General features: G+C 72.1%; 14 protein-coding genes. 8 read left to right on the plus strand and 6 right to left on the minus strand.

Translation table 11 applies throughout. The annotated features are described in order from the left end of the window. Positions 1-6: 6 nt before the first annotated feature. The 4 genes from ACFQ8Y_RS16455 to glf form a co-directional block, all read right to left on the minus strand. On the minus strand, positions 7-1,245 hold the full coding sequence (locus ACFQ8Y_RS16455; protein ID WP_430564072.1) for an ATP-grasp fold amidoligase family protein: 1,239 nt from the start codon (positions 1,243-1,245) through the stop codon (positions 7-9). 81 nt (positions 1,246-1,326) lie between these two features. Next, the gene (locus ACFQ8Y_RS16460) at positions 1,327-3,903 is read right to left on the minus strand and encodes a polysaccharide pyruvyl transferase family protein (RefSeq protein ID WP_430586170.1); all 2,577 of its coding nucleotides are present in this window, start codon (positions 3,901-3,903) and stop codon (positions 1,327-1,329) included. 52 nt (positions 3,904-3,955) lie between these two features. After that, positions 3,956-5,917: a glycosyltransferase gene (locus ACFQ8Y_RS16465; RefSeq protein WP_430586171.1), complete on the minus strand. Its 1,962-nt coding sequence runs from the start codon at positions 5,915-5,917 to the stop codon at positions 3,956-3,958. Next, positions 5,914-7,071 carry a UDP-galactopyranose mutase gene (glf, locus tag ACFQ8Y_RS16470; RefSeq protein WP_430548970.1) on the minus strand — a complete coding sequence of 386 codons (1,158 nt, stop codon included), beginning with the start codon at positions 7,069-7,071 and terminating at the stop codon, positions 5,914-5,916. Before glf ends, ACFQ8Y_RS16465 begins: the two co-directional genes overlap by 4 nt. A 303-nt stretch (positions 7,072-7,374) precedes the next feature. On the opposite strand from glf, the gene ACFQ8Y_RS16475 reads away from it, so the two are divergent. After that, positions 7,375-8,886 (plus strand): S8 family serine peptidase, encoded by a 1,512-nt coding sequence (locus ACFQ8Y_RS16475; protein ID WP_430548971.1) that lies wholly within the window; start codon positions 7,375-7,377, stop codon positions 8,884-8,886. Positions 8,887-9,173: 287 nt separating this feature from the next. Then, the gene (locus ACFQ8Y_RS16480; RefSeq protein WP_430586172.1) at positions 9,174-11,369 is read left to right on the plus strand and encodes a hypothetical protein; all 2,196 of its coding nucleotides are present in this window, start codon (positions 9,174-9,176) and stop codon (positions 11,367-11,369) included. Between the two features lie 63 nt (positions 11,370-11,432). On the opposite strand, the gene ACFQ8Y_RS16485 is transcribed toward ACFQ8Y_RS16480, so the two are convergent. Next, positions 11,433-13,340 (minus strand): gamma-glutamyltransferase family protein, encoded by a 1,908-nt coding sequence (locus ACFQ8Y_RS16485; protein WP_430586173.1) that lies wholly within the window; start codon positions 13,338-13,340, stop codon positions 11,433-11,435. After that, positions 13,337-14,026, minus strand: a complete 690-nt coding sequence (locus ACFQ8Y_RS16490) for a DUF1275 family protein (RefSeq protein ID WP_430548974.1) — start codon at positions 14,024-14,026, stop codon at positions 13,337-13,339. Before ACFQ8Y_RS16490 ends, ACFQ8Y_RS16485 begins: the two co-directional genes overlap by 4 nt. A gap of 287 nt (positions 14,027-14,313) precedes the next feature. On the opposite strand from ACFQ8Y_RS16490, the gene ACFQ8Y_RS16495 reads away from it, so the two are divergent. The 6 genes from ACFQ8Y_RS16495 to ACFQ8Y_RS16520 all read left to right on the plus strand — a co-directional run bounded on the left by ACFQ8Y_RS16495 (position 14,314) and on the right by ACFQ8Y_RS16520 (position 19,939). After that, positions 14,314-15,585 (plus strand): glycine betaine/L-proline ABC transporter ATP-binding protein, encoded by a 1,272-nt coding sequence (locus tag ACFQ8Y_RS16495; protein WP_430548975.1) that lies wholly within the window; start codon positions 14,314-14,316, stop codon positions 15,583-15,585. Beyond that, entirely contained in the window at positions 15,582-16,463 is an 882-nt protein-coding gene (locus tag ACFQ8Y_RS16500) for an ABC transporter permease (RefSeq protein WP_430548976.1), read from the plus strand. The genes ACFQ8Y_RS16495 and ACFQ8Y_RS16500 overlap by 4 nt, the downstream gene beginning before the upstream one ends. A 77-nt stretch (positions 16,464-16,540) precedes the next feature. Continuing rightward, entirely contained in the window at positions 16,541-17,443 is a 903-nt protein-coding gene (locus ACFQ8Y_RS16505) for a glycine betaine ABC transporter substrate-binding protein (protein WP_430586174.1), read from the plus strand. A gap of 173 nt (positions 17,444-17,616) precedes the next feature. Then, complete coding sequence (locus ACFQ8Y_RS16510; RefSeq protein ID WP_430548978.1) at positions 17,617-18,204, plus strand: hypothetical protein; 588 nt, start codon at positions 17,617-17,619, stop codon at positions 18,202-18,204. Next, positions 18,198-19,160: a hypothetical protein gene (locus ACFQ8Y_RS16515; RefSeq protein WP_430586175.1), complete on the plus strand. Its 963-nt coding sequence runs from the start codon at positions 18,198-18,200 to the stop codon at positions 19,158-19,160. The genes ACFQ8Y_RS16510 and ACFQ8Y_RS16515 overlap by 7 nt, the downstream gene beginning before the upstream one ends. 161 nt (positions 19,161-19,321) lie before the next feature. Beyond that, positions 19,322-19,939 carry a hypothetical protein gene (locus ACFQ8Y_RS16520; protein ID WP_430586176.1) on the plus strand — a complete coding sequence of 206 codons (618 nt, stop codon included), beginning with the start codon at positions 19,322-19,324 and terminating at the stop codon, positions 19,937-19,939. Positions 19,940-20,029 lie beyond the last annotated feature (90 nt).

The raw sequence follows: 20,029 nt of genomic DNA on the forward strand, positions 1-20,029 counted from the left end.
AGCCCCTCAGACCGGGCTCGCGACCGCCCGTGGCGACGACGGCACGCACCACCGGTCGCAGCCCGGGACGGTGCGCGGCCAGCTCTCCATGCCGTCGGGCTCCGAGCCCGCGGGGTAGAGCCACGCGGAGGGATGCGCTCCCCAGACGAGCCCGCGCGGCCGACCGGCCGCCTCGTCCTGGAGGACCCGCACGCGGGCGTCGAGCCACGCGGACCCCAGTGCGAGGTCGTGGTCGAGGTGGTACTGCTGCGGGTCGCCCGGGGCCGGCGTGATCTCGCCGAAGCGGATGCCGTCGGGAGTGTCGTAGAAGTCGAACCGGCCGAAGTCCGCCCCGGTGGCCAGGGAGAGGTGCCGTGCCGCCGCGAGGATCTCCGGCAGGCGGTCGGGGACGGGGATGTCCGGTCGGTACGTCACCCCGGGGAGGACCTCACCGAGGTCGGCGCCGGTGACCGGGTCGAGGTAGCGGCGTCCGGCGTCACGACGGCGGGGACCGGCAGGACGCATGAGCAGGACCTGCGCGGGCTGCCCGTAGAACGTGTAGACCTTGATGTCGTCGGGGACGGGCGACCCGCCGGAGGACGGCAGGAGCGCCTCGGCGAAGTACGGTCCGCGAATGCGGTCGCCGAAGGCGCGCAGCCGGTCCTTGATGTCGTCGCACGAGACCCGTTCGCCGGTGTCGATCCTGACGAGGGAGCCTCCCGTGCGGCGGATCGGGAAGACGCCGCGCGCGCTGGCACCACCGTCCGCCTTCAGGACGAACTCGTCCGGAAGGGAGCCGAGGTCGATCTCGTCGATGGTGCCCCACGCCTGGAAGACCGGGGCGGTCGGGACCCCGTGGCTCCGGGCGAACGCGACGTTGTGCAGCTTGTACTCGGTGCGTGCCATCGGGTGGTGGGCGTGGCCACCGGTGTCCCGGAGCCGACCGTACAGCGACCGCTGCTGCGCCAGCAGCGCGCTGAACGTCGGCTCGGCGCCGCGCGAGATCCGGCGCTTCGCCGACCTCAGCGCGGCGAGACGCTCCCGCGACGTCGTGTCGTGGGCCACCGCCTTCTCGCGCTCACGCCGGACCTGAGCCCGCAGGCCGGCGACCTCCGCCTGGAGGTCGGCGACGCGCTCGCGCTGCTTGCGGAGCGCTCGCGCACGCTTCCGTACCACGCCGGAGAGGCGGCGGATCTCGGCGTCGCGGCGCGCGACCGGGGGCAGGCCGGCGAACGCGCGGGCCACAGCAGCACGAGGGGAGGGCATGGCGGAGTTATGCCACAGGCTGCCGACGGGAGGCAATCCCGGCACCCCTCGCCCGGTCGGCGCCACGACGCGGGCGGCCGCTCAGCTGTCGGTGTGCCGGACGAGGACGTCCTGGACGTGGGTCCGCTTCGACCGCGGCACCAGAACCTGCTGGTCGTAGTGGCCGACCGCGACGAACGAGATGAACACCTCGTTGTCGGGGACGTCGATGATCTTGCGGATCGCGGCGTCCTTCGCGCTCCCCATCGCGGTGTTGAGCGAGCAGGAGCCGAGGCCCACCTCGGTCAGGCCGAGGAGCAGCGACATCATGAACAACCCGCCGTCGACGAACGGCTGGTTGCGCTCCGGGGCGAAGAGGAAGGCGTCGAGGTCCGCCGTGACCAGCAGCAGGCGGGGCGGCATCTCGTAGCCGTTGAACCCCCCTTGGATGTCCAGCACCGACCTGATGACGTCCGGGTCCTGGAACTGGTGCACGCGGGCGGCCTGGCGGTTGCACACCGAGGGCGACTGCATCGCGATCTGCACGGCCCGGGTGACGTCCCCGTCGGCGACGGGCTCGTCGGTGAACTCGCGCACGCTGCGCCGCCCGTAGACGACGTCGAGGAAGCCGCGCCGGTCGTCCGCCTCGAGGCGGATCTCGCGGGTCTGCTCGGCGGGCAGCACGCCGCCCTCCTGGTGCCGCGTCGCGTCGATGAGGTCCTGCGCCGCGCCGGAGAAGAGCTGGCGGAAGGCCGAGACGTCGGTCTTCAGCTCCGCGTGCCGCCCGAAGTAGGTCTTCATCACGGCCGCGGAGCTCTGCAGGTAGGGATCGTCGATGCTGAACCCGGACGCCAGCCAGGAGTTCATCTCCTTGGCGAGCCCCGGGACGGCGATCTTGCCGAAGCCCGCGCGGAAGTTGCTCCGGCTCAGACCCTTCTCGATCGCGTGCGCGTGGAAGATCATCCGCGCCCGGGCGCCGGAAATCCTGTCGGCCGAACGGGCGCGATCGTACGAACGCACCTGGCGTTCGTAGTCCGCCAGCGCCAGCGCCCTGGCCTGCCCCGCGAACCCCTTGGCCGGCGGCCTGCCCGAGGACGTGCGTCGTGACGCGGAGGCGACCGCTGCGGGCACCTCGACCACCTCGATACCGCGCACCTCCGCGCCCGCGTTGCGGCCGGTGAAGTGCAGCCCGCCCAGCATGATCTCGGAGAAGCCCGGGTCGGAGACGGTGAACGTGACCGCGTCTCGGCGCGCCGTGCCCGAGCCCTGCTCGACGTTCACCTTGCCGACGGCGCGGAACTGCCCGGTCTCGGGGTTGCGGAGGTGGAGGTTGACGGCCGGCGCGTCGGTCCGAGGGGTCCAGTCGATCGTCAGCTGGTACGCCGATCCCGGCGTCAGCGGCTCCGGCAGGGCGGTCCAGGCATGATGGCCGACCGCCGCGCCGTCCCGAGCGATCTTCAGCCGAGTGCCGCGCGCCCGGTGCGAGACGCGCCAGGCCTTGCTGTTGGCCGCGAACGCGGGCTTGTCGAGGGCGAACCGCTGGAAGGGGCGGATTGCGGCGGAGCCCCCGGTCTCGGGGTCCAGCGCGGTGCTCAGCCAGTCCAGCGACGAGGCCCGGCCGGACCCGATGTACTCGCGGGCCTTCGTGAAGTCGATCTCCCGGGTGACGTACTCGTTCTCGGCGATCGTCGCGGCGGTGTCGGTCTCCAGGACGCGACGCTGGTCGTCGAATCCCATCGCCGCCATGAGGTTCTTGAACCGGTCGGCGCCCCGCTTGGTGTTGTAGATCGACGAGAAGGGCTTCTCGAAGATCGCCGCGAAGGCCGAGCCGTGGTAGCTGTCGGTGACGACATAGCCGGCGTCGCGGTAGGCGCGCAGGAAGTTCTCCGGGGCGTCCTCGGCCAGGACCTCGACCCGCGGCTCGTCCGCGAACAGGGACGTCACCTTCTCGCGCCCCTCGTCGGGGTTGGGGATCACCAGGATCTTGTCGAAGCCCAGCTTGTCGGCGATCGCCCGGGCGACGGACACCTTCTCCGGGTTGGGGTCGAGGTAGAAGACCGCGAGGTACTCGCCCTCGGGAGCCACCGTCGCCCTGTCGGCGAGGCCGTCGTAGTGCTCCTTCGGCAGCAGGAACACGGGGTCGACGACGAGCGCCGCCTTCGCGCCGAAGACGTCCCGCGCGGTGTCGATCGCGTACTCCTCGCGCACCGAGATCGCGGTGAACTGCTGCAGGTTCGCGGCGTGCTTCGCGACGAACGGCACCTTGAACTTGTCGGTCCCGCGGTTGCCGAACGACGTGCCGTACGCCACCCGGTGGTTCTCCGGCGCGACGAAGTCCAGGAAGAGGTCGTCGTTCACCCGCCCGATCAGCGGGTTCCACAGCTGGTCGCTGCCGACGACGAAGGTGCGGGCGACGTCGTTCAGGCGCGGCAGCGCGGAGTAGTGCTCCTGGTCGGTGTGCTCGTAGCCGACGCGCCGGGCGAACTCCATGGAGACGATGTCCGTGGGCCAGTGCACCCGGTAGCCGTTGTAGCCGAGCGGCTCGTGGACCATGAGGACCGAGCGGCCGAGATTCTCGACGGCACGGTTCAGCCCGTAGTAGGTCAGGATCGAACCGTAGTTCTTGCCGTACCACCATCCGAGGATGGCGACGTCGTACGTCTTCGCCGGATCCGTCATGCGCTGTGTCCCTGCCTGCTCGTGACGCCCGCGTGGTGCCGGCATCGTGTCTTCACTCGTTCTCGTCGACACCGTGGGTGTCGAACGTCGCGCGCCACTCGTCGACCGAGGTGAACGACGGCATGGCCTGCCGGTACCGCCGGCTCAGCGGCGCCCACTGGCTGCGCAGCTGCCGGTGCAGCCGCAGGCTGCGGACCAGGTAGGCGCGGAACTTCTTCGGGTCACGGACGTACATCGAGGCGCCGGTGCCGTCGGCCGACGTGACGACCGCGGAGTCGAGGTGCGACAGGCGCCACCACCGGGCGGCGGAGGTCGAGACCCTCTCCTCGGGCACGTCGAGCGCCTCCGGGCGCACCGAGCGCAGCTGCTTGGCCATGCCGGTCAGTGCCGAGGCGACCGCGACCGGCCTCCCCGCGGGAGCCGACGGCACCCTGCCCCTGCGGGAGGGGCGGTGGCGCCTGGTGAGCGGGAAGGCGCCCGGGTCCTTCTCCACCACGGCATCGGGGAACTGCGCCCGCAGCGCCCGCACCTCGGGCAGCGTGGAGCCGATCGTCGCGTGCAGGTGCTCGGGACCGCGGAGCAGGTCCTCCAGGGCCCGCAGGCGCAGCTCGACGGCCGAGTACTGCAGCTGCAGCAGGTGCTTGACGTCGCCGACGAAGCTCGCCCGCGGCAGCTCGCCACCGCCGCGGTACGGCGAGTGCAGCATGGCCGCGAGCCACCGGTTGCGCTGGTGGTAGTAGGCCTGCCAGTCGATCGCGTCGTCCTTGTCGACCCACGGCACGTGCCACACCGCCGCCCCGGGCAGGGAGACCGTCGGGATGCCCTTGTCGGTGGCGCGCAGGCTGTACTCGGCGTCGTCCCACTTGATGAACACGGGCAGCGACAGGCCCACCGTTCGCAGGGCCTCGACCGGGATCAGCGACATCCACCAGCCGTTGTAGTCGACGTCCACACGCTGGTGCAGCCACGGCGTCGTGCGCAGGGGGTGCAGCGAGAAGTCGTGACGGTCGAAGGTGTTCTCGATCTTGCCCCACCAGAACGTGTAGCGGTTGACCCGCTCGCCGAAGGTGTGCAGGCACGACTTCTCGTACATCGAGAACATGTGACCGCCGACGATCGTGGGCGTCCGGGCGAAGTCGCCGAAGGCGACCGCGCGGGCGATGCCCTCGGGCTCCGAGACGACGTCGTCGTCGAGCAGCAGCACGTAGTCGGACTCGCCGGCCTGCAGCGTCTCCGCCATGCCGCGCGAGAACCCGCCCGAGCCCCCCAGATTGCCCTGCCGCACGAGCGACAGGCGTCCGCCGAGCCGGGCCGCGGCCTCGGCGAAGTCGGGCTGGTCCTGGACGAGCCTCGTCCCCTGGTCGACCACGTAGATCCGGTCGACCACGTCCTTGAGGACGTCGTCCGCGCCGAGCGCGTGCAGCTGCGCGACGCAGTAGTCGGGGCGGTTGAACGTGGTGATCGCGATGGAGGCCGTGCCGTGCTTGCGCGCGTGCGCCCCGTCGACGCTCCATTCCGCGGACTCGAGGGTCACGGCGCCGTCGGAGGCGTACAGGTCGAACCAGTACCAGCCGCCGTCGCCGAAGGACGCGAGCGTCAGGTCGACGTCGACGACGCCGTCCACGCTGTGGATCAGTCGCACCCGCTGCGGGTTCCCCCGCGCGTTCGACTTGTACACCGCGACGCTCGCGGCGCCCGAGAGCCGGATGCTGAGCCGCACCTCGGCGACGTCGGTCCAGCGCCGCCAGTACCCGGCGGGGAACGCGCCGAAGTACGTGCCGAACGACGCCTCGCGGCCGTGGTCGAGACGCAGCGACCGGCGACCCTGGACCTCGGCTCCTGCCTCGGCGGGGGCGACGTCCGGGTGCGCCTCCTCGGCCGCACGCGCCATCGTGAAGTCCACGTACAGCGGGAGCGTGTCCGGATCGGCGTCCGGCGGCAGCACCACCTGGTGCACGACGCGGCGTGACACCGCGGCCTCCGCGGCCGCCTCGAGCTCTTCCACGAGAGTCATGCCGCACCCCCGAACACCGCGCCGAGCTTGTTGTCGACCATGGAGAGGGCGGAACCGATCGCCATGTGCATGTCGAGATATTGGTAAGTACCCAGCCGACCGCCGAAGAACACGTCCTTCTCACCTTCCATGAGCTTGCGGTACAACTGCAGCCGATCGCGGTCGGCCCAGGTGTTGACCGGGTAGTACGGCTCGTCCCCGCGTTCGGCGAAGCGGGAGTATTCCCGCACGATCACGGTCTTCTCGCGCTGATAGTCACGTTCGGGGTGGAAATGGCGGAACTCGAGGATGCGCGTGTACGGCACGTCCAGGTCGGCGTAGTTCATGACCGGGGCGCCCTGGAAGTCGCCGACGGGCAGCACCTCCTGCTCGAAGTCCAGGGTGCGCCACGACAGCTCGCCCTCGGAGAACTCGAAGTAGCGGTCGACGGGGCCGGTGTAGACGACGGGCAGCTGTCCGACGGTCGCGGTCCTGTTGACCGGCTGCCCCTCGTCGAAGAAGTCGGTCTCGAGCCGGACCTCGATGCGCGGGTGGTCGGCCAGCCGCTCGAGCCAGGCGGTGTAGCCGTCCACCGGCAGTCCCTCGTACGTGTCGTTGAAGTAGCGGTTGTCGTACGTGTAGCGCACGGGGAGCCGCTTGATGATCGACGCGGGGAGGTCCGTGGGGTCGGTCTGCCACTGCTTGGCCGTGTAGTCGCGGATGAACGCCTCGTAGAGGGGCCGGCCGATGAGCGACACGCCCTGCTCGTCGAGGTTCTCGGGGTCCTTGCCGGAGAGCTCGCCCGCCTGCTCGGCGATGAGCTCCCGGGCCGCGTCCGGGCCGTGCGCCGACCGGAAGAACTGGTTGATCGTGCCCAGGTTGATCGGCATCGGGAACACCTCGCCCCGGTGCGTGGTGTACACGCGGTGCACGTAGCTGGTGAACGCCGTAAAGCGGTTCACGTACTCCCACACCCGTTCGTTCGAGGTGTGGAAAAGGTGCGCGCCGTACTGGTGGACCTCGATACCGGTCTCGGGCTCCGGCGCGCTGTACGCGTTGCCCCCGACGTGGTGGCGCCTGTCGATGACGAGAACGTTCGCGCCGTACTGCTCGGCGAGCCTCTCGGCGACGGTCAGGCCGAAGAACCCCGAGCCCACCACGACAACGTCCGTCATGCGACGACCTCCTCAAGAAGAACGACAGCGGTGCCGTGAACGTCCACGGCGGGAGCATGACCACCAGGCGCGTGCCCGGCTGGTCACGAGATTCGAGATTAGGGCCACCGGAGGCCGTCAAAGGCCCGAATTGAACGTTGTCTCCTGATGATCGGAAAGTGTTCATCCGGGCGTTACCCGGAGGTCAGGAAACTCCCGCGACGCCGACCCGGGGCACGTTCGGCGGGCTCCACGGGCCCGGGCGCTCTAACGTCACCTGGTGACGGTCGCAACGAGGCGACCGCACCTCTCGAAGGGGACACCATGAGCCTGCGCACCACCCATCGCGCGCGTCTGGTCGCCGTCGGCGCCGCCACGGCCCTCCTGATCGCGGGCGCCGGCAGCGCCGCCGTCGCCGCCGGCACCGCGGCCGAACCGCCGTCCACCCCGGTCCCGGTGGCCACCCCCGACGGCCAGACCTTCTCCTACGTCGTCAACGCCAAGCACGCGAACCCCGGCCAGACGCGTCTCGCGGAGCGGGCCGTCGAGGCGGCGGGCGGCGTCGTCGTCCAGTCGTGGCCGGAGATCGGCGTCGTGGTCGCGCACGCGGCGCGAGCGGGCTTCCGCGCCGACGTCGTCCGTCTCGCGCGCGGGCACGCCGTCGAGTCCGTCGGGGTCACCCGTACCGTCCCGGTGAGCGAGGGCACGCCCGCCGTCGCCGACGAGGTGCCGGGGGCCAAGGGCGGGCCCTGGAAGTCGAAGGTCACCAAGAAGCCCGGCGCGGGCGCGGAGGACGGCACCGGCACGACGGCGGTCCCGGACCCGGGCGAGGCCACCCAGTGGGACATGGCGATGATCAAGGCCGACCAGGCGATCGAGATCAACCCGGGCTCGCCGGACGTGCTGGTGGGTGTCCTCGACTCCGGCATCGACGTCACGCACCCCGACCTCGCGACGCAGGTCGACACGGCGGCGTCGGTGAACTGCACGGCGGCGGGACGCCCGGACACGTCGGCCACCGGCTGGCTGCCCACGACGTCCGACCACGGCACGCACGTGGCCGGGACGATCGCGGCGGCCGACAACGGGCTCGGGATCGTGGGCGTCGCGCCGGGCGTGAAGATGGCGTCGGTGAAGGTCGTCAACGACGACGGCTTCATCTACCCCGAGTACGCCGTCTGCGGCTTCGTCTGGGCGGGCCTGCACGGCGTGGACGTCACCAACAACTCCTACTACATCGACCCGTTCGAGTTCTGGTGCGACGACCAGCCCGACCAGGCGGCGGCGAAGGAGGCCGTGCGCCGCGCGATCGACTTCTCCACCGACCGGGGCGCCGTGCACGCCGCGGCGGCCGGCAACTCGTCCACCGACCTGGCGAACAACACCCGCGACACCGCGAGCCCCAACGACTCCACCCCCGTGGCCCGCACGATCAACTCGGGCTGCGAGGACATCCCCACCGAGGCGGACGGCGTCGTGACGGTCTCGTCGGTGACCAGCACGGGGGCGCTGAGCTCCTTCTCCAACCGCGGCCTCGGCAAGATCGACGTCGCGGCGCCGGGCAGCGCCATCGTCTCGACCGAGCTGAACGGCACGTGGGACACCAAGAGCGGCACGTCCATGGCGTCGCCGCACGTCGCGGGCGTGCTCGCGCTCATGAAGTCCGCGCACCCGGGCTGGACGCCGGCCCAGCTCGAGCAGGCCGTGCGCGACCAGGCGGACGACCGTCCCTGCGGGACGACGGCCGTCGGGCCGGCGTGCGTCGGGACGCCGCAGGAGAACTCGTTCTTCGGCGACGGGATGGTCGACGCGCTCGACGCCGTGACGCTCGGCTGATCGATCACGACGGATCACGACGGAACACGAAGGGAGCCGAGGGCGGCCCGCAGCCTGCTGCGGGCCGCCCTCGGCCGTTGCCCGGGGGATTCACCCGGTGGGGCCGGGTGAAAAATGCGCTGACCTGGGCCGATACGCGATCGGCGCCCCCGCGGGTCCCCATACTGGCGTGCAGCACCGCCGGACCGCGCCCGCGCGACGAGGCGACCGGCCCCGAGCGGTCGTGGCCACGACGGCCGTGCTTCGTCTCGCGGCCGTTGCCTCGGCCGCCGATCCTCGGAGGATCCGTGGAACGTCTCCACCCGGCGCCGCGTCGACGTCGCGGTCGCGCGTCGGCGCTCGTCACGGCCCTGTCGCTGATCGTCGCGCCGCTCCTGGTCGCACCGCAGGCCTCGGCGGCCGTCGTCGCGACGGAGGCCACCGACGCACCGGCGGCCCTGACGGACGTCGTCGCCCCGGCGGCGGACCAGCTCGTCGTCGACGGCACGCTGCAGGTCGGCGAGGACGTCGCGATCGACCCGCGGCCGGACCTGTGGGCGCCGGCCGGCGTCGAGCTCGCGTTCACCTACCGCTGGTTCGCCGGTGACGACCTGGTCGCACAGGGCGTGGAGCCCACGCTGACGCTCGCGCCGGCGACGGTCGGCGACCCGGTCAGCGTCGAGGTGACCGGCACCGCCCCCGAGGGCGCCGTCGACGGCGCGGCGTCGGCCTCGGTCGTGGTCGCGGCAGACGGCGCGGTGGCCGAGGGCGAGCTCGTGGCCCGGGCCCCGACGATCAGCGGGACGGCGGCGTTCGGGCAGACCCTCACGGCGGACGCCGGGGCCTGGGAGCCGGCGGCCACCCTCACGTACCAGTGGTGGCGTGGGCACGACCCCGTCAGCGGGGCCACGACGCCGACCTACACCCTGACCGCCGCCGACCTGGGCAGGACGATCGCGGTCACGGTGTCGGGCGCCGCGGACGGCTACGCGTCCCGGACGCTGACGTCGGAGCGGACGGCCGCCGTCGTCGCGGCCGGCCTGTCCACGGGGACCCCGACGATCAGCGGCACCGTGCGGGTGGGCTCGAAGGTCACGGCCAAGCCGGGCACCTGGACCTCGAAGACCACGCTGAGCTACCAGTGGTACGCGTCCGGCACGAGGATCTCGGGCGCGACGGCGTCGACGTACACGCCGTCGTCCTCGCTGAAGGGCAGGACCCTCACCGTCAGGGTGACCGGCAAGAAGTCCGGGTACACCACCGTGACGAGGACGAGCGCCGGCATGAAGGTCGCGCCGGGGGTGCTGTCGGCGCCGAGGCCGACCATCAAGGGCACCGTCAAGGTGGGCAGCACCGTCTCCGTGTCGCGCGGGACGTGGAAGCCCGGGGCGACGACCTACCGCTACCAGTGGAAGATCAGCGGCCGGACCATCCCGGGCGCCACGCGCTCCACGTACACGATCCCGTCGAGGTACGCCGGCAGGACGCTCACCGTCAGCGTCACGGGCAGCCGCAGCGGCTACGCCACGCGCACGGTGACGAGCTCCGGCGCGAGCGTGCTGCGCGTCTACTCCAGGACCTCCGCGCCCCAGGTCTCCGGGACCGTCCGGGTCGGCTCCACGCTCAAGGTGAGCAGCAAGGGCACCTGGAGCCCCGCGCCGACGTCGTGGAAATACCAGTGGAAGGCCGACGGCACCGCCATCAAGGGCGCCACCAGGTCGTCGTTCACGCTCACGTCCGCCCAGCACGGCAAGACGATCACCGTGACCGTCTCCGGCGTCCGCCGGGGCTACGCGACGTCGTCCCGGACCAGCGCCGCCACCGCCAAGGTGGCCTGGCCCGTGGGCGTCAGCAAGCCCCGGGTGACCGGGAACCCGGCGCAGCAGTGGGTGACGTCAGGGAAGACCGCGACGTTCACGGTCAAGGCCACCGGCGGCCGTCTGAGGTACCAGTGGCAGACGTCGTCGGACGGCAAGAAGTGGACCGACCTGTCGGGGAAGACCTCGGCGACCCTGAAGCTCTCGACCCGATCCTTCCGCGACGGGTCGCGCGTCCGGGCCGTCGTGAAGAACGTCGCCGGCACGGCCACGAGCAAGTCGGCGTGGCTCTGGGTCGACTCCACGCGCAGCGACCCGTACAGGCCGAACGTGGCGTTCTCGACGCTGGACTGGTCCGCGATCATCGGTTCGAGCGCTTCGACGACATGGGCGGGCTCGTCGAAGCTCGTGCAGGCGCCGATGGCCGTCTGCTACTACGGGGACGGCAGCGCGCTGCCGTGGCTCGACCTCGGCATCGAGTACGTGGGCAGCAACGGCGTCGTCTACGACGAGGGCGACGAGTTCTTCGACGACGACATCTGGGGGACGTCGGAGCTGTACAACGGCGGTTGCACGTCGTTCACGGCCTATGCCCTCGTCCCGTCCGGAGCGGTCAGCGGTGGCACGTGGCGCCTGACCGACTCGTCAGGGTATGAGGACTACATCCAGTGGGTCGACGGCGTCTGACGCCGTCCGCAGGCGAGGGCGCGGTCCGTGCTGCACGGACCGCGCCCTCGTCCCTGTCCCGGGTCAGCGGCCTGCCGCGTAGCCCTGCGCCCCGCGGGGGTTGGCGGCCGCGCCGAGCACGCCGGTGGCGGGGTCGCGCGTGACGGCGCTGAGCCGCCCGAGCGCCCAGTCGCCGGCGAGCGTGAGCTCGTGGCCGCGCTCGACCAGCCCGGCGAGGACGGTGGCGCCGAGCCTGTCCTCGACGACGGCGCCGCCGGGCGTCCAGGTGCGCGGCCAGAACGAGCCGGGCGCGGACGTCGTGTGCAGGGCGGGGGCGTCGATCGCCTCCTGGGGCGTGTACCCGCCCACCAGGACGCGCAGCAGGAACGCGAGCTGCCACTGGTCCTGCTGGTCGCCGCCCGGCGACCCGCACGCGAGCACGGGCGACCCGTCGCGCAGCACGAGCGTCGGGGTGAGGGTGGTGCGCGGCCGGCGGCCGGGCGTCAGGGCGGACGGCGACGCCTCGTCCAGCCACGTCATCTGGAGCCGGGTGCCCAGGGCGAACCCGAGTCCCGGCACCGCGGGGGAGGACTGCAGCCAGCCGCCCGACGGCGTCGCGCTGATCATGTTGCCCCATCGGTCCACGACGTCGAGGTGGCAGGTGTCGCCGCGGGTCGCGCCCGTGGCATCGGTCTCGAGGCCGTCGCCGTTCAGGGGCGCGGTCGCCCCGACCACGACGGTCGGCTCGCCGACGCCGGCGGCGGGGCCGCCGGCCGGGGCCCCGGGCAGGGCGGCCGCGGGGACGTCCGTGGCGTACGACGTGCGCAGGGGCGGCGCCGCCGGGGTGCCACGGCCGGGCACGGAGCCGGGACGCACCTCGTGGGACGCGCGGTCGCCGATCAGCGCGCGGCGGGCGGCCGCGTACTCGGCGGACAGCAGGACGTCGAGCGGCACGGCGTCGCCCTCGGCGGCGTCCAGGTCGCCGAACCAGGTGTCGCGGTCGGCGAGCGCGAGCTTCAGCGCCTCGAGCACGGTGTGCGCGCCGAGCTCGGTCGACGGGTCGAGGCGCGCGTCGTCGAAGCCGTCGAGGATGCGCAGCGCCTCCAGCAGCGCGGGGCCCTGCCCCCAGGCGCCGGTCTTGGCCACCGTGTACCCGCGGAAGTCGACCGTCACGGCGTCCTCGAACGACGCCTCGAACCCGGCGACGTCCGCCGCGGTGAGCACGCCCGCGTGGTCGCGGCCGTCGGCGTGCCGGTGCGGCGTGCGCACGAACTCCTCGACCGCCTCGCCGACGACGGCCTTCCACGTGGCGCGTGCAGCGTCGACCGCGCCGGCCCGGTCGGCGCCGCGGTCGGCGGCGTCGGTCTCCGCGGCCACGAGGCGCTCGAGGACCGCGGCCAGCTCGGGGTTGGTGACGAGCTCGCCGGGCTCCGGCGCGCGCCCGCCCGGCAGCCAGCGTTCCGCGGACGTGGGCCAGGACGTGCGGAACAGCTCCGCGACGCCCTCGACCGTGCGGCACACCGCGGCCAGCACCGGGTGGCCGTCGCGGGCGTACCCGATGGCGGGGGCGAGGGCGTCCGCCACGGTCCACGTGCCGTGGTCGCGCAGCAGCAGGAGCCACGCGTCGACGGCGCCTGGCACGGCGGCCGCCAGCGCGCCCGAGCCGGGCACGAGGTCCAGGCCCTCGACGTCGCGGTAGTGCGCGATCGTCGCCCCGGCCGGCGCCGGGCCCTGCCCCATCAGCACCCGGGGGCGCCCGGGGTCGTCCGCGGTCGCGAGGATCGCCGTCATGTCCCCGCCGGGACCGTTGAGGTGCGGCTCGACGACGTGCAGCACGAACGCCCCCGCGACGGCGGCGTCGAAGGCGGTGCCGCCCCGCTCCAGCACCGACTGGGCGCTCGCGCTCGCCAGCCAGTGCGTGGAGGCGGCCATCCCGAACGTTCCGCGCAGGTCCGGGCGCGTGGGGTGGGGAGGCGGGGGAGTGAACGTCATCGAGGATCCTCCGTGGTGTGTCCGACGGCGGCGACGAGGAGCGTGAGCACCGCGCTCACGCCCACGCCCCACGCCAGGTGGGCCTGCAGCAGCAGGGCGCCGGCGGCCGCGCCGGCGCAGATGAGGGCGATCGCGGCGACGCGCCGCCCGGAGTGGGTGCCGTGGCCGCCGGCGAGCCGGGAGTCGGCGGCCAGGCCGGTGATGGTCGACGTCACGACGACCGTGGTGACGTCCTTGACCGACAGATGACGCGCCGTCGCCGCCTGCGTGCCCATCGCGAGGGCCAGCAGCCCGGTCACGACGAGCTGCACGGCGTGCGGCAGGTCGTCGCCCGACACGGCGAGCAGCACCGTGATCGCGGCGAGCAGCGCCCCGACGGTCGCGAACATCCCCGTGGTGCGGGCCGTCCACCCGACCTGCACCGGGCGCAGCGCCACGCCCGCGACCGCCGCGCCGGCCATGAACGTGCCCAGCGCGAGCAGCGGGCCGACCACGGGCAGGTCGTCGCCGCCGGCCAGCGCCATCCCGAGGATGACGACGTTGCCCGTCATGTTGCCGGTGAACACCCGGTCGAGGCCGAGATAGCCGACGGCGTCGGCGATCCCGGTGGAGAACGTCAGGGCGAGCATGAGGGCGAGATGGAGGCGGTCGCGGTCACGACGGAGCGGTCCGAGGAGCGAGGGCACCAGGTCACCGTAGCGACCGGCCCCGGGTGGATGCCCGGGGCGCTGGACAGTTCCAGATGACACCGGGGTGGATCCGTGCCTAATCTGCCCTGTTGGTCACAGCATGATAAAGATCACGGGGGTTTTGCCAGGGCCGCGTACAGAGCCGTGCCGGAGATGGCCTAACGTCGTGAACAGTGTGTGGCCGCGTCGTGCCGGCGTACGAAGCCGTGACGACGCCGCCACCGCCCGGCAGACGAGCGTCGCCGTCGCGCCGGGCAGGCCATGTCCCCGACCCCGGGAGAGTTGTGTCAGCCATCCAGGCAAATGGTTTGACGAAGATCTTCGGACGCCGCCCGCAGCGCGGCGTCCGCATGTTGGAAGAGGGCGCCGATCGCGCCAAGCTGCGCAAGGAAGGTCTCACCGCCGCGGTCATCGACGCCACGTTCGACGTCGAGCCCGGCGAGATCTTCGTCGTCATGGGACTGTCGGGATCCGGCAAGTCCACCCTGATCCGCACGGTGAACGGGCTCCTCGAGCCCACCGCCGGATCCATCAGCATCGACGGGCAGGACGTCACGCACCTGTCCAAGGCCGGCCTCCGCGAGGTCCGCCGCACCAAGGTGAGCATGGTGTTCCAGCACTTCGCGCTGCTGCCGCACCGCACCGTCGGCGAGAACGCCGCCTACCCGCTTCAGCTGCGGGGCGTGAACAAGGCCGAACGCGAGCAGCGCGCCGAGGAGGCCCTGGGCATGGTCGGCCTGGCCGGCTGGGGCGGCTCGCTGCCGTCCGAGCTGTCCGGCGGCATGCGCCAGCGCGTCGGCCTGGCCCGCGCGCTCGCCGCGGGCACCGACGTCCTGCTCATGGACGAGGCGTTCAGCGCCCTGGACCCGCTGATCCGCAAGGAGATGCAGGACCAGCTGCTGGAGCTCCAGTCCGAGCTCGGCAAGACCATCCTGTTCATCACCCACGACCTCAACGAGGCCATGCGCCTCGGCGACCGCATCGCCATGATGCGCGACGGCCGCATCGTGCAGGTCGGCACCGCCGAGCAGATCCTCAACGAGCCGGCCAACGACTACGTCGCGCAGTTCGTCGCGGACGTCGACCGCAGCCGCGTGCTCACCGCGTCCGCGGTGATGGAGCGCCCCGCCGCGGTCATCGGCGTCGAGTCCGGGCCCAAGGCCGCGCACAAGCTGCTGCGCGAGCACCAGGTCCCCGCGCTGATCGTCACGGGCCGCAACCGTCGCCTCGAGGGCGTCGTCTGGGAGGACGACGTCGCGAACGCCGTCAAGCAGGGCGCCGACAAGCTCCCGCTGAGCGACGAGGGCGCCATCCGCGTGACCCCCGACACCCCGCTCATCGAGATCCTCGGCGACGCCGCGTCGAGCCGTGCGCCGCTGGCCGTCGTCGACGAGAACGGCCGGCTCCTGGGCGTGATCCCCCGCGTGACGCTGCTGAGCGCGCTGTCGATGCCCGACGGCGAGAACGGCGCGACGGGCGACGAGCCCGCCGCCCCTGCCGCTGCCCCGGGCGGCGACGGCGACACCGTCCTCGACCCCGCGGGAGCGAACCGATGACCATCCCCAACCTGCACCTGGGCGACTACGTCGCGGACGGCGTCGACTGGATCAAGGAGAACCTCGAGCCGCTGCTCGACGGCATCAGCACGGGCCTGTCGACCCTCGTCGACGGGATCTCCGACCTGCTCCTCGCGCCGACGCCGCTCGTGGTCGTCGTCGTGTTCGCGCTGCTCGCGCTGCTCGTCCGCTCGTGGGCGTTCGCGGCGTTCACCGTCGTCGGCATGCTCCTCATCGTGAGCATGGAGATGTGGGAGCCCGCGATGGAGACCCTCGCGCTGGTCCTCGTCGCCGCGCTGATCGCCCTGATCATCGCCGTCCCGCTCGGTATCCTCGCGGCCCGCAGCAGCGGGTTCAGCACGGTGGTCCGGCCGATCCTGGACTTCATGCAGACCATGCCGGCCTTCGTCTACCTGGTGCCGGTCGTGATCTTCTTCGGCATCGGCGTGGCGCCCGGCGTCTGCGCGACCATCGTCTTCGCCCTGCCCCCCGGCGTGCGCCTCACCGAGCTGGCGATCCGCCAGGTGGACCGCGAGACCGTCGAGGCCGGCGAGTCCTTCGGCGGCACGAGCGGCCAGATCCTGCGAGGCATCCAGCTGCCGCTGGGCCTGCCGACGATCATGGCCGGCGTCAACCAGGTCATCATGCTCGCGCTGTCGATGGCGGTCGTCGCCGGCCTCGTCGGGGCCGGGGGTCTCGGCCAGGAGGTCGTCGGCGCGATCTCGCAGCTCGACGTCGCCCTGGGCTTCGAGGGCGGCCTGTCGGTCGTCATCATCGCCATCTACCTGGACCGTCTCACCGGCGCGATCGGGCAGCAGAACAGCCGGTCGCTCCTCGCCGTGCTGCGCCGTCGCCGGCGCGTCGCGCCCGCCGCCTGAGCGTGTCCGGTCCCGACGCACGGGACCGCACTCTTCGAACGTCGGCGCGCGGCGTCGACAGGAAAGGAAGTACAACCATGAGCACCCACCGCATGAGCCCTCGCCTCCGGCGCGGCACCGCCCTCGCGGCGGTCGCCACCCTCGGCCTGACGCTGGCCGCCTGCAGCAGCGACGACGGCGGCAGCGAGGGCGGCGACAAGGAGGTGACGCTCGGCTACGTCCCCGGCTGGCCCGACGGGCTCACCATGGCGAACCTCCTCGAGCACCAGCTCACGGCCGCCGGCTACGACGTCGAGCTCGAGGAGCTGAACGACGTCGGCGTGCTGTACACGGCGGTCGCCGACGGCGACGTCGACATGTACCCGTCCGCCTGGTCGGGCCTCCACGAGAGCTACATGGAGAAGTACGAGGGCAAGCTCGAGAACCTCGGCGACTTCTACGACGGCGGGACGACGTACCTCGGCGTGCCCGAGTACACCGACGTGGACTCCATCGAGGACCTGGCCGACAACGTCGACAAGTTCGGCGGCACGATCACGGGCATCGAGGCGAGCGCCGGCGTGATGGACGACACCGAGGAGGTCATCGAGGCCTACGGGCTGGAGGACGCGGGCTACACGCTCAAGCCGTCCGGCACGCCGGCGATGCTCGCGGCCCTCGACGACGCGATCAAGAGCAAGGAGGACATCCTCGTCACGATGTGGACCCCGTTCTGGCCGAACGCGGTCTACCCGCTGAAGCAGCTCGAGGACCCCAAGGGCGCGTTCGACATCGAGAACAACCTGCAGTTCCAGGCCACCGCAGGGTTCGGCGACGAGCAGTCCGAGGTCGCCGAGTGGCTCGGCAAGATCAAGCTGGACGACGAGCAGTACTCCTCGCTGGAGAAGGCCGTGGCCCAGGACAACGCCGACGACCCGCAGGCCGGCGTCGAGGCGTGGCTCGAGGAGAACCCGGACGTCGTCCCGGCGTTCGAGGGCTGACCTCCGCAGCACCGATCGACATCACCGATCGACCCGAGACGCCCGCCCGGTCCGCACCGGGCGGGCGTCTCGGCGTTCGGAACGCTTGCCCGGGGCGCGGGCACCGGCGCTAGGTTGACCTCTGCCCCTTCATTTGCCCACCGCGCCGCATCATCGACGAGGAGAGCGCACGGATGAGAAGGACCGGAACGGCAGGCGTCGTCCTGCTCGCCCTGACGGTCGCCGGGAGCGTGTCGGCCTGCACCGACGACGACGCCGGTGCGGCGACCCTCGCCGAGCTGCAGGCCTCCGCGAGCGCCGGCCCCGGCCTCGACCCGGAGGAGCAGGCCGAGCAGAAGGCGATCGACGACGCCACGGGCGTGCTCGACGACTTCCGCGCGCTGGAGGCCGAGGTGGCGAACGACGGGTACGGCGGGTGGACCCGGCTGACCATGGACTACTGGGGCGGTGAGCTGGCGGAGGCCTACGCCCCCTGGTACCGGGACATGGCGGAGAAGGGCTGGTACACCACGGGTGCCGCCGAGATGGTCGACTCGGAGGTGACGGGCTACACCGCGCGGGACGCCGGGTACGAGAAGATCGAGTTCACCACCTGCCTGGACACGTCGGGGCTGCGCATGCACGAGAAGGACGGCACCGAGGTCCCGTTGCCGAACGACACCGCCGAGCGGTACGTCAACGTGTACGAGCTCGAGCACCAGGGCAAGGACGGGGCGTGGCGGGTGACGGACTCCACCGGGCAGATGGAGCGGTCGTGCTGACCCTCCGGCGGGTCGTGACGCTCGCGCTCGCGTTCGTGCTGGCCTGGGGCGCCGTGGCGGGGGCCGGGCTCCCGGCGCAGGCCGCGCCGTCGGACTGCAGGTCGCCGGGCGGGATCAGCATGGGGTGCGACGACGAGGTCCCGGCCGATCCCGGGGACCCGCCCGACGGCCCCGGCGGCGGGGGCAGCGGCAGCGAGCGGCAGTGCAAGGTGCCCGGAGGGTACGGGCTGCCCGAGTACGTCGTCGACTGCAGGACCGACGCCGGCACCTGGAACGCCTCCCGCCTGTGCTACGAGAAGCTCGTGAGCCCGCAGCCGCCCACGAGCGACCCGGTGTGGGACGGCAACGACGAGGGCTACATCGTGACCTGCTCGCCGTCGGAGGAGTGGTGCAACGAGGTGGCCATCCCCGGCGGCACCGGCCCCGCGGCGTGCCTCACGACGACCGACGGCTGGCAGGAGAACCCGCCGGGTGCGCCGCCGGCCGACCCGGCCGCGATAGCCCGGCGGGCGTTCGCCGCGTTGCCCCTCACGGCGATCGACATCGGCATCGTGCCCGAGGACGGACCGGGACGGGTCGGCCTGGTCGGCATGCCCACGTGGATGTGGGCGCGGAGCCCGACGGCGAACCAGGTCGGGCCGCGCGAGACGTCGGCCACGGACCAGGGCCTGACGGTCAGTCTGGACGCCCGGGTCGACCGCGTCGTGTGGGACATGGGCGACGGCACCACCGTGACGTGCGACGGACCCGGGACGCCCTACCAGGACTCCTACGGCAAGAAGGAGTCGCCCGACTGCGGGCACACGTACACGCGGCAGGGCGAGTACCAGGTGACCGCCACGACCTACTGGGTCGCGGACTGGACGGGTGGTGACCAGTCGGGGCAGCTCACCGACGACTTCACGTCGCCGGCGGCGACGATCACGGTGGGGGAGCTGCAGGTCCTGACCCGGTGACCACCCCGGCGGGTGAAGTCGGCCACGGTGGGGCCGGTTCGCCGGCGTCCTCGGGGATACTTGTCCGGCGACGCCGGCGCACCGCCTGGGGAGGGGCGCGTCCGCGGGTCGAATCGCGGACCCCGCGCCCCGGGAACGGGGCCCCCGACCTGGAGAACTCTGTGAAGTCAACCCTGCCCGCGCGCCGCTACGGCCGTCTCGTCGCCCTCGTCACCGCCGTGACGTTGCTGGCGGCCCCGCTCGCCGTCGTCCCCGCGGCCCTGTCCGCGCCGTCGGCATCGGCGGCGACCGCCACGTCCGTGACGATCAAGAAGATCGGCACCAAGACCGCGCCCTACGCGAAGAAGGCGACGGTCAAGCCGATCGTCGTCGCCCAGGGCAAGGTCTCGGTGAAGTCCAAGACGCTCACGGTGAAGAAGTCCGGCAAGACGATCGCCAAGAACAAGAAGTCCGTGCGGCTGAAGGCCGGCACCTACAAGGTGACGACGCGGGTCACCTACAGGACCTACCGGCTGACCTCGGCGCACACGAAGGTCTGGTCGGCGACGAAGGCCAAGACCAGGACGCAGACGCTCGTCGTCAAGCAGGGCAAGAAGCCGTCGCAGACGTCGCCCGTCAGCAAGTACGACTGCCCGAGCTGGGCGCCGATCAAGGGCAACCAGTCGGGGATCTACCACGTCCCCGGCGGGCGGTACTACAAGCAGACCACCCCGGAGAAGTGCTTCACCACCGAGTCCGCCGCGCGCAAGGCGGGCTACCGCGCGTCGAAGAACGGCTGACCGAGGCCGTCGTCGCACCACGACCGCTCCGACGGGGCCGGCACCCCCGCGGGTGCCGGCCTCGCTGCGTCCGGGACGGCCCGCGGTCTA

Source organism: Isoptericola sp. NPDC056605, from assembly GCF_042792795.1.
Lineage (GTDB): Bacteria > Actinomycetota > Actinomycetes > Actinomycetales > Cellulomonadaceae > Isoptericola.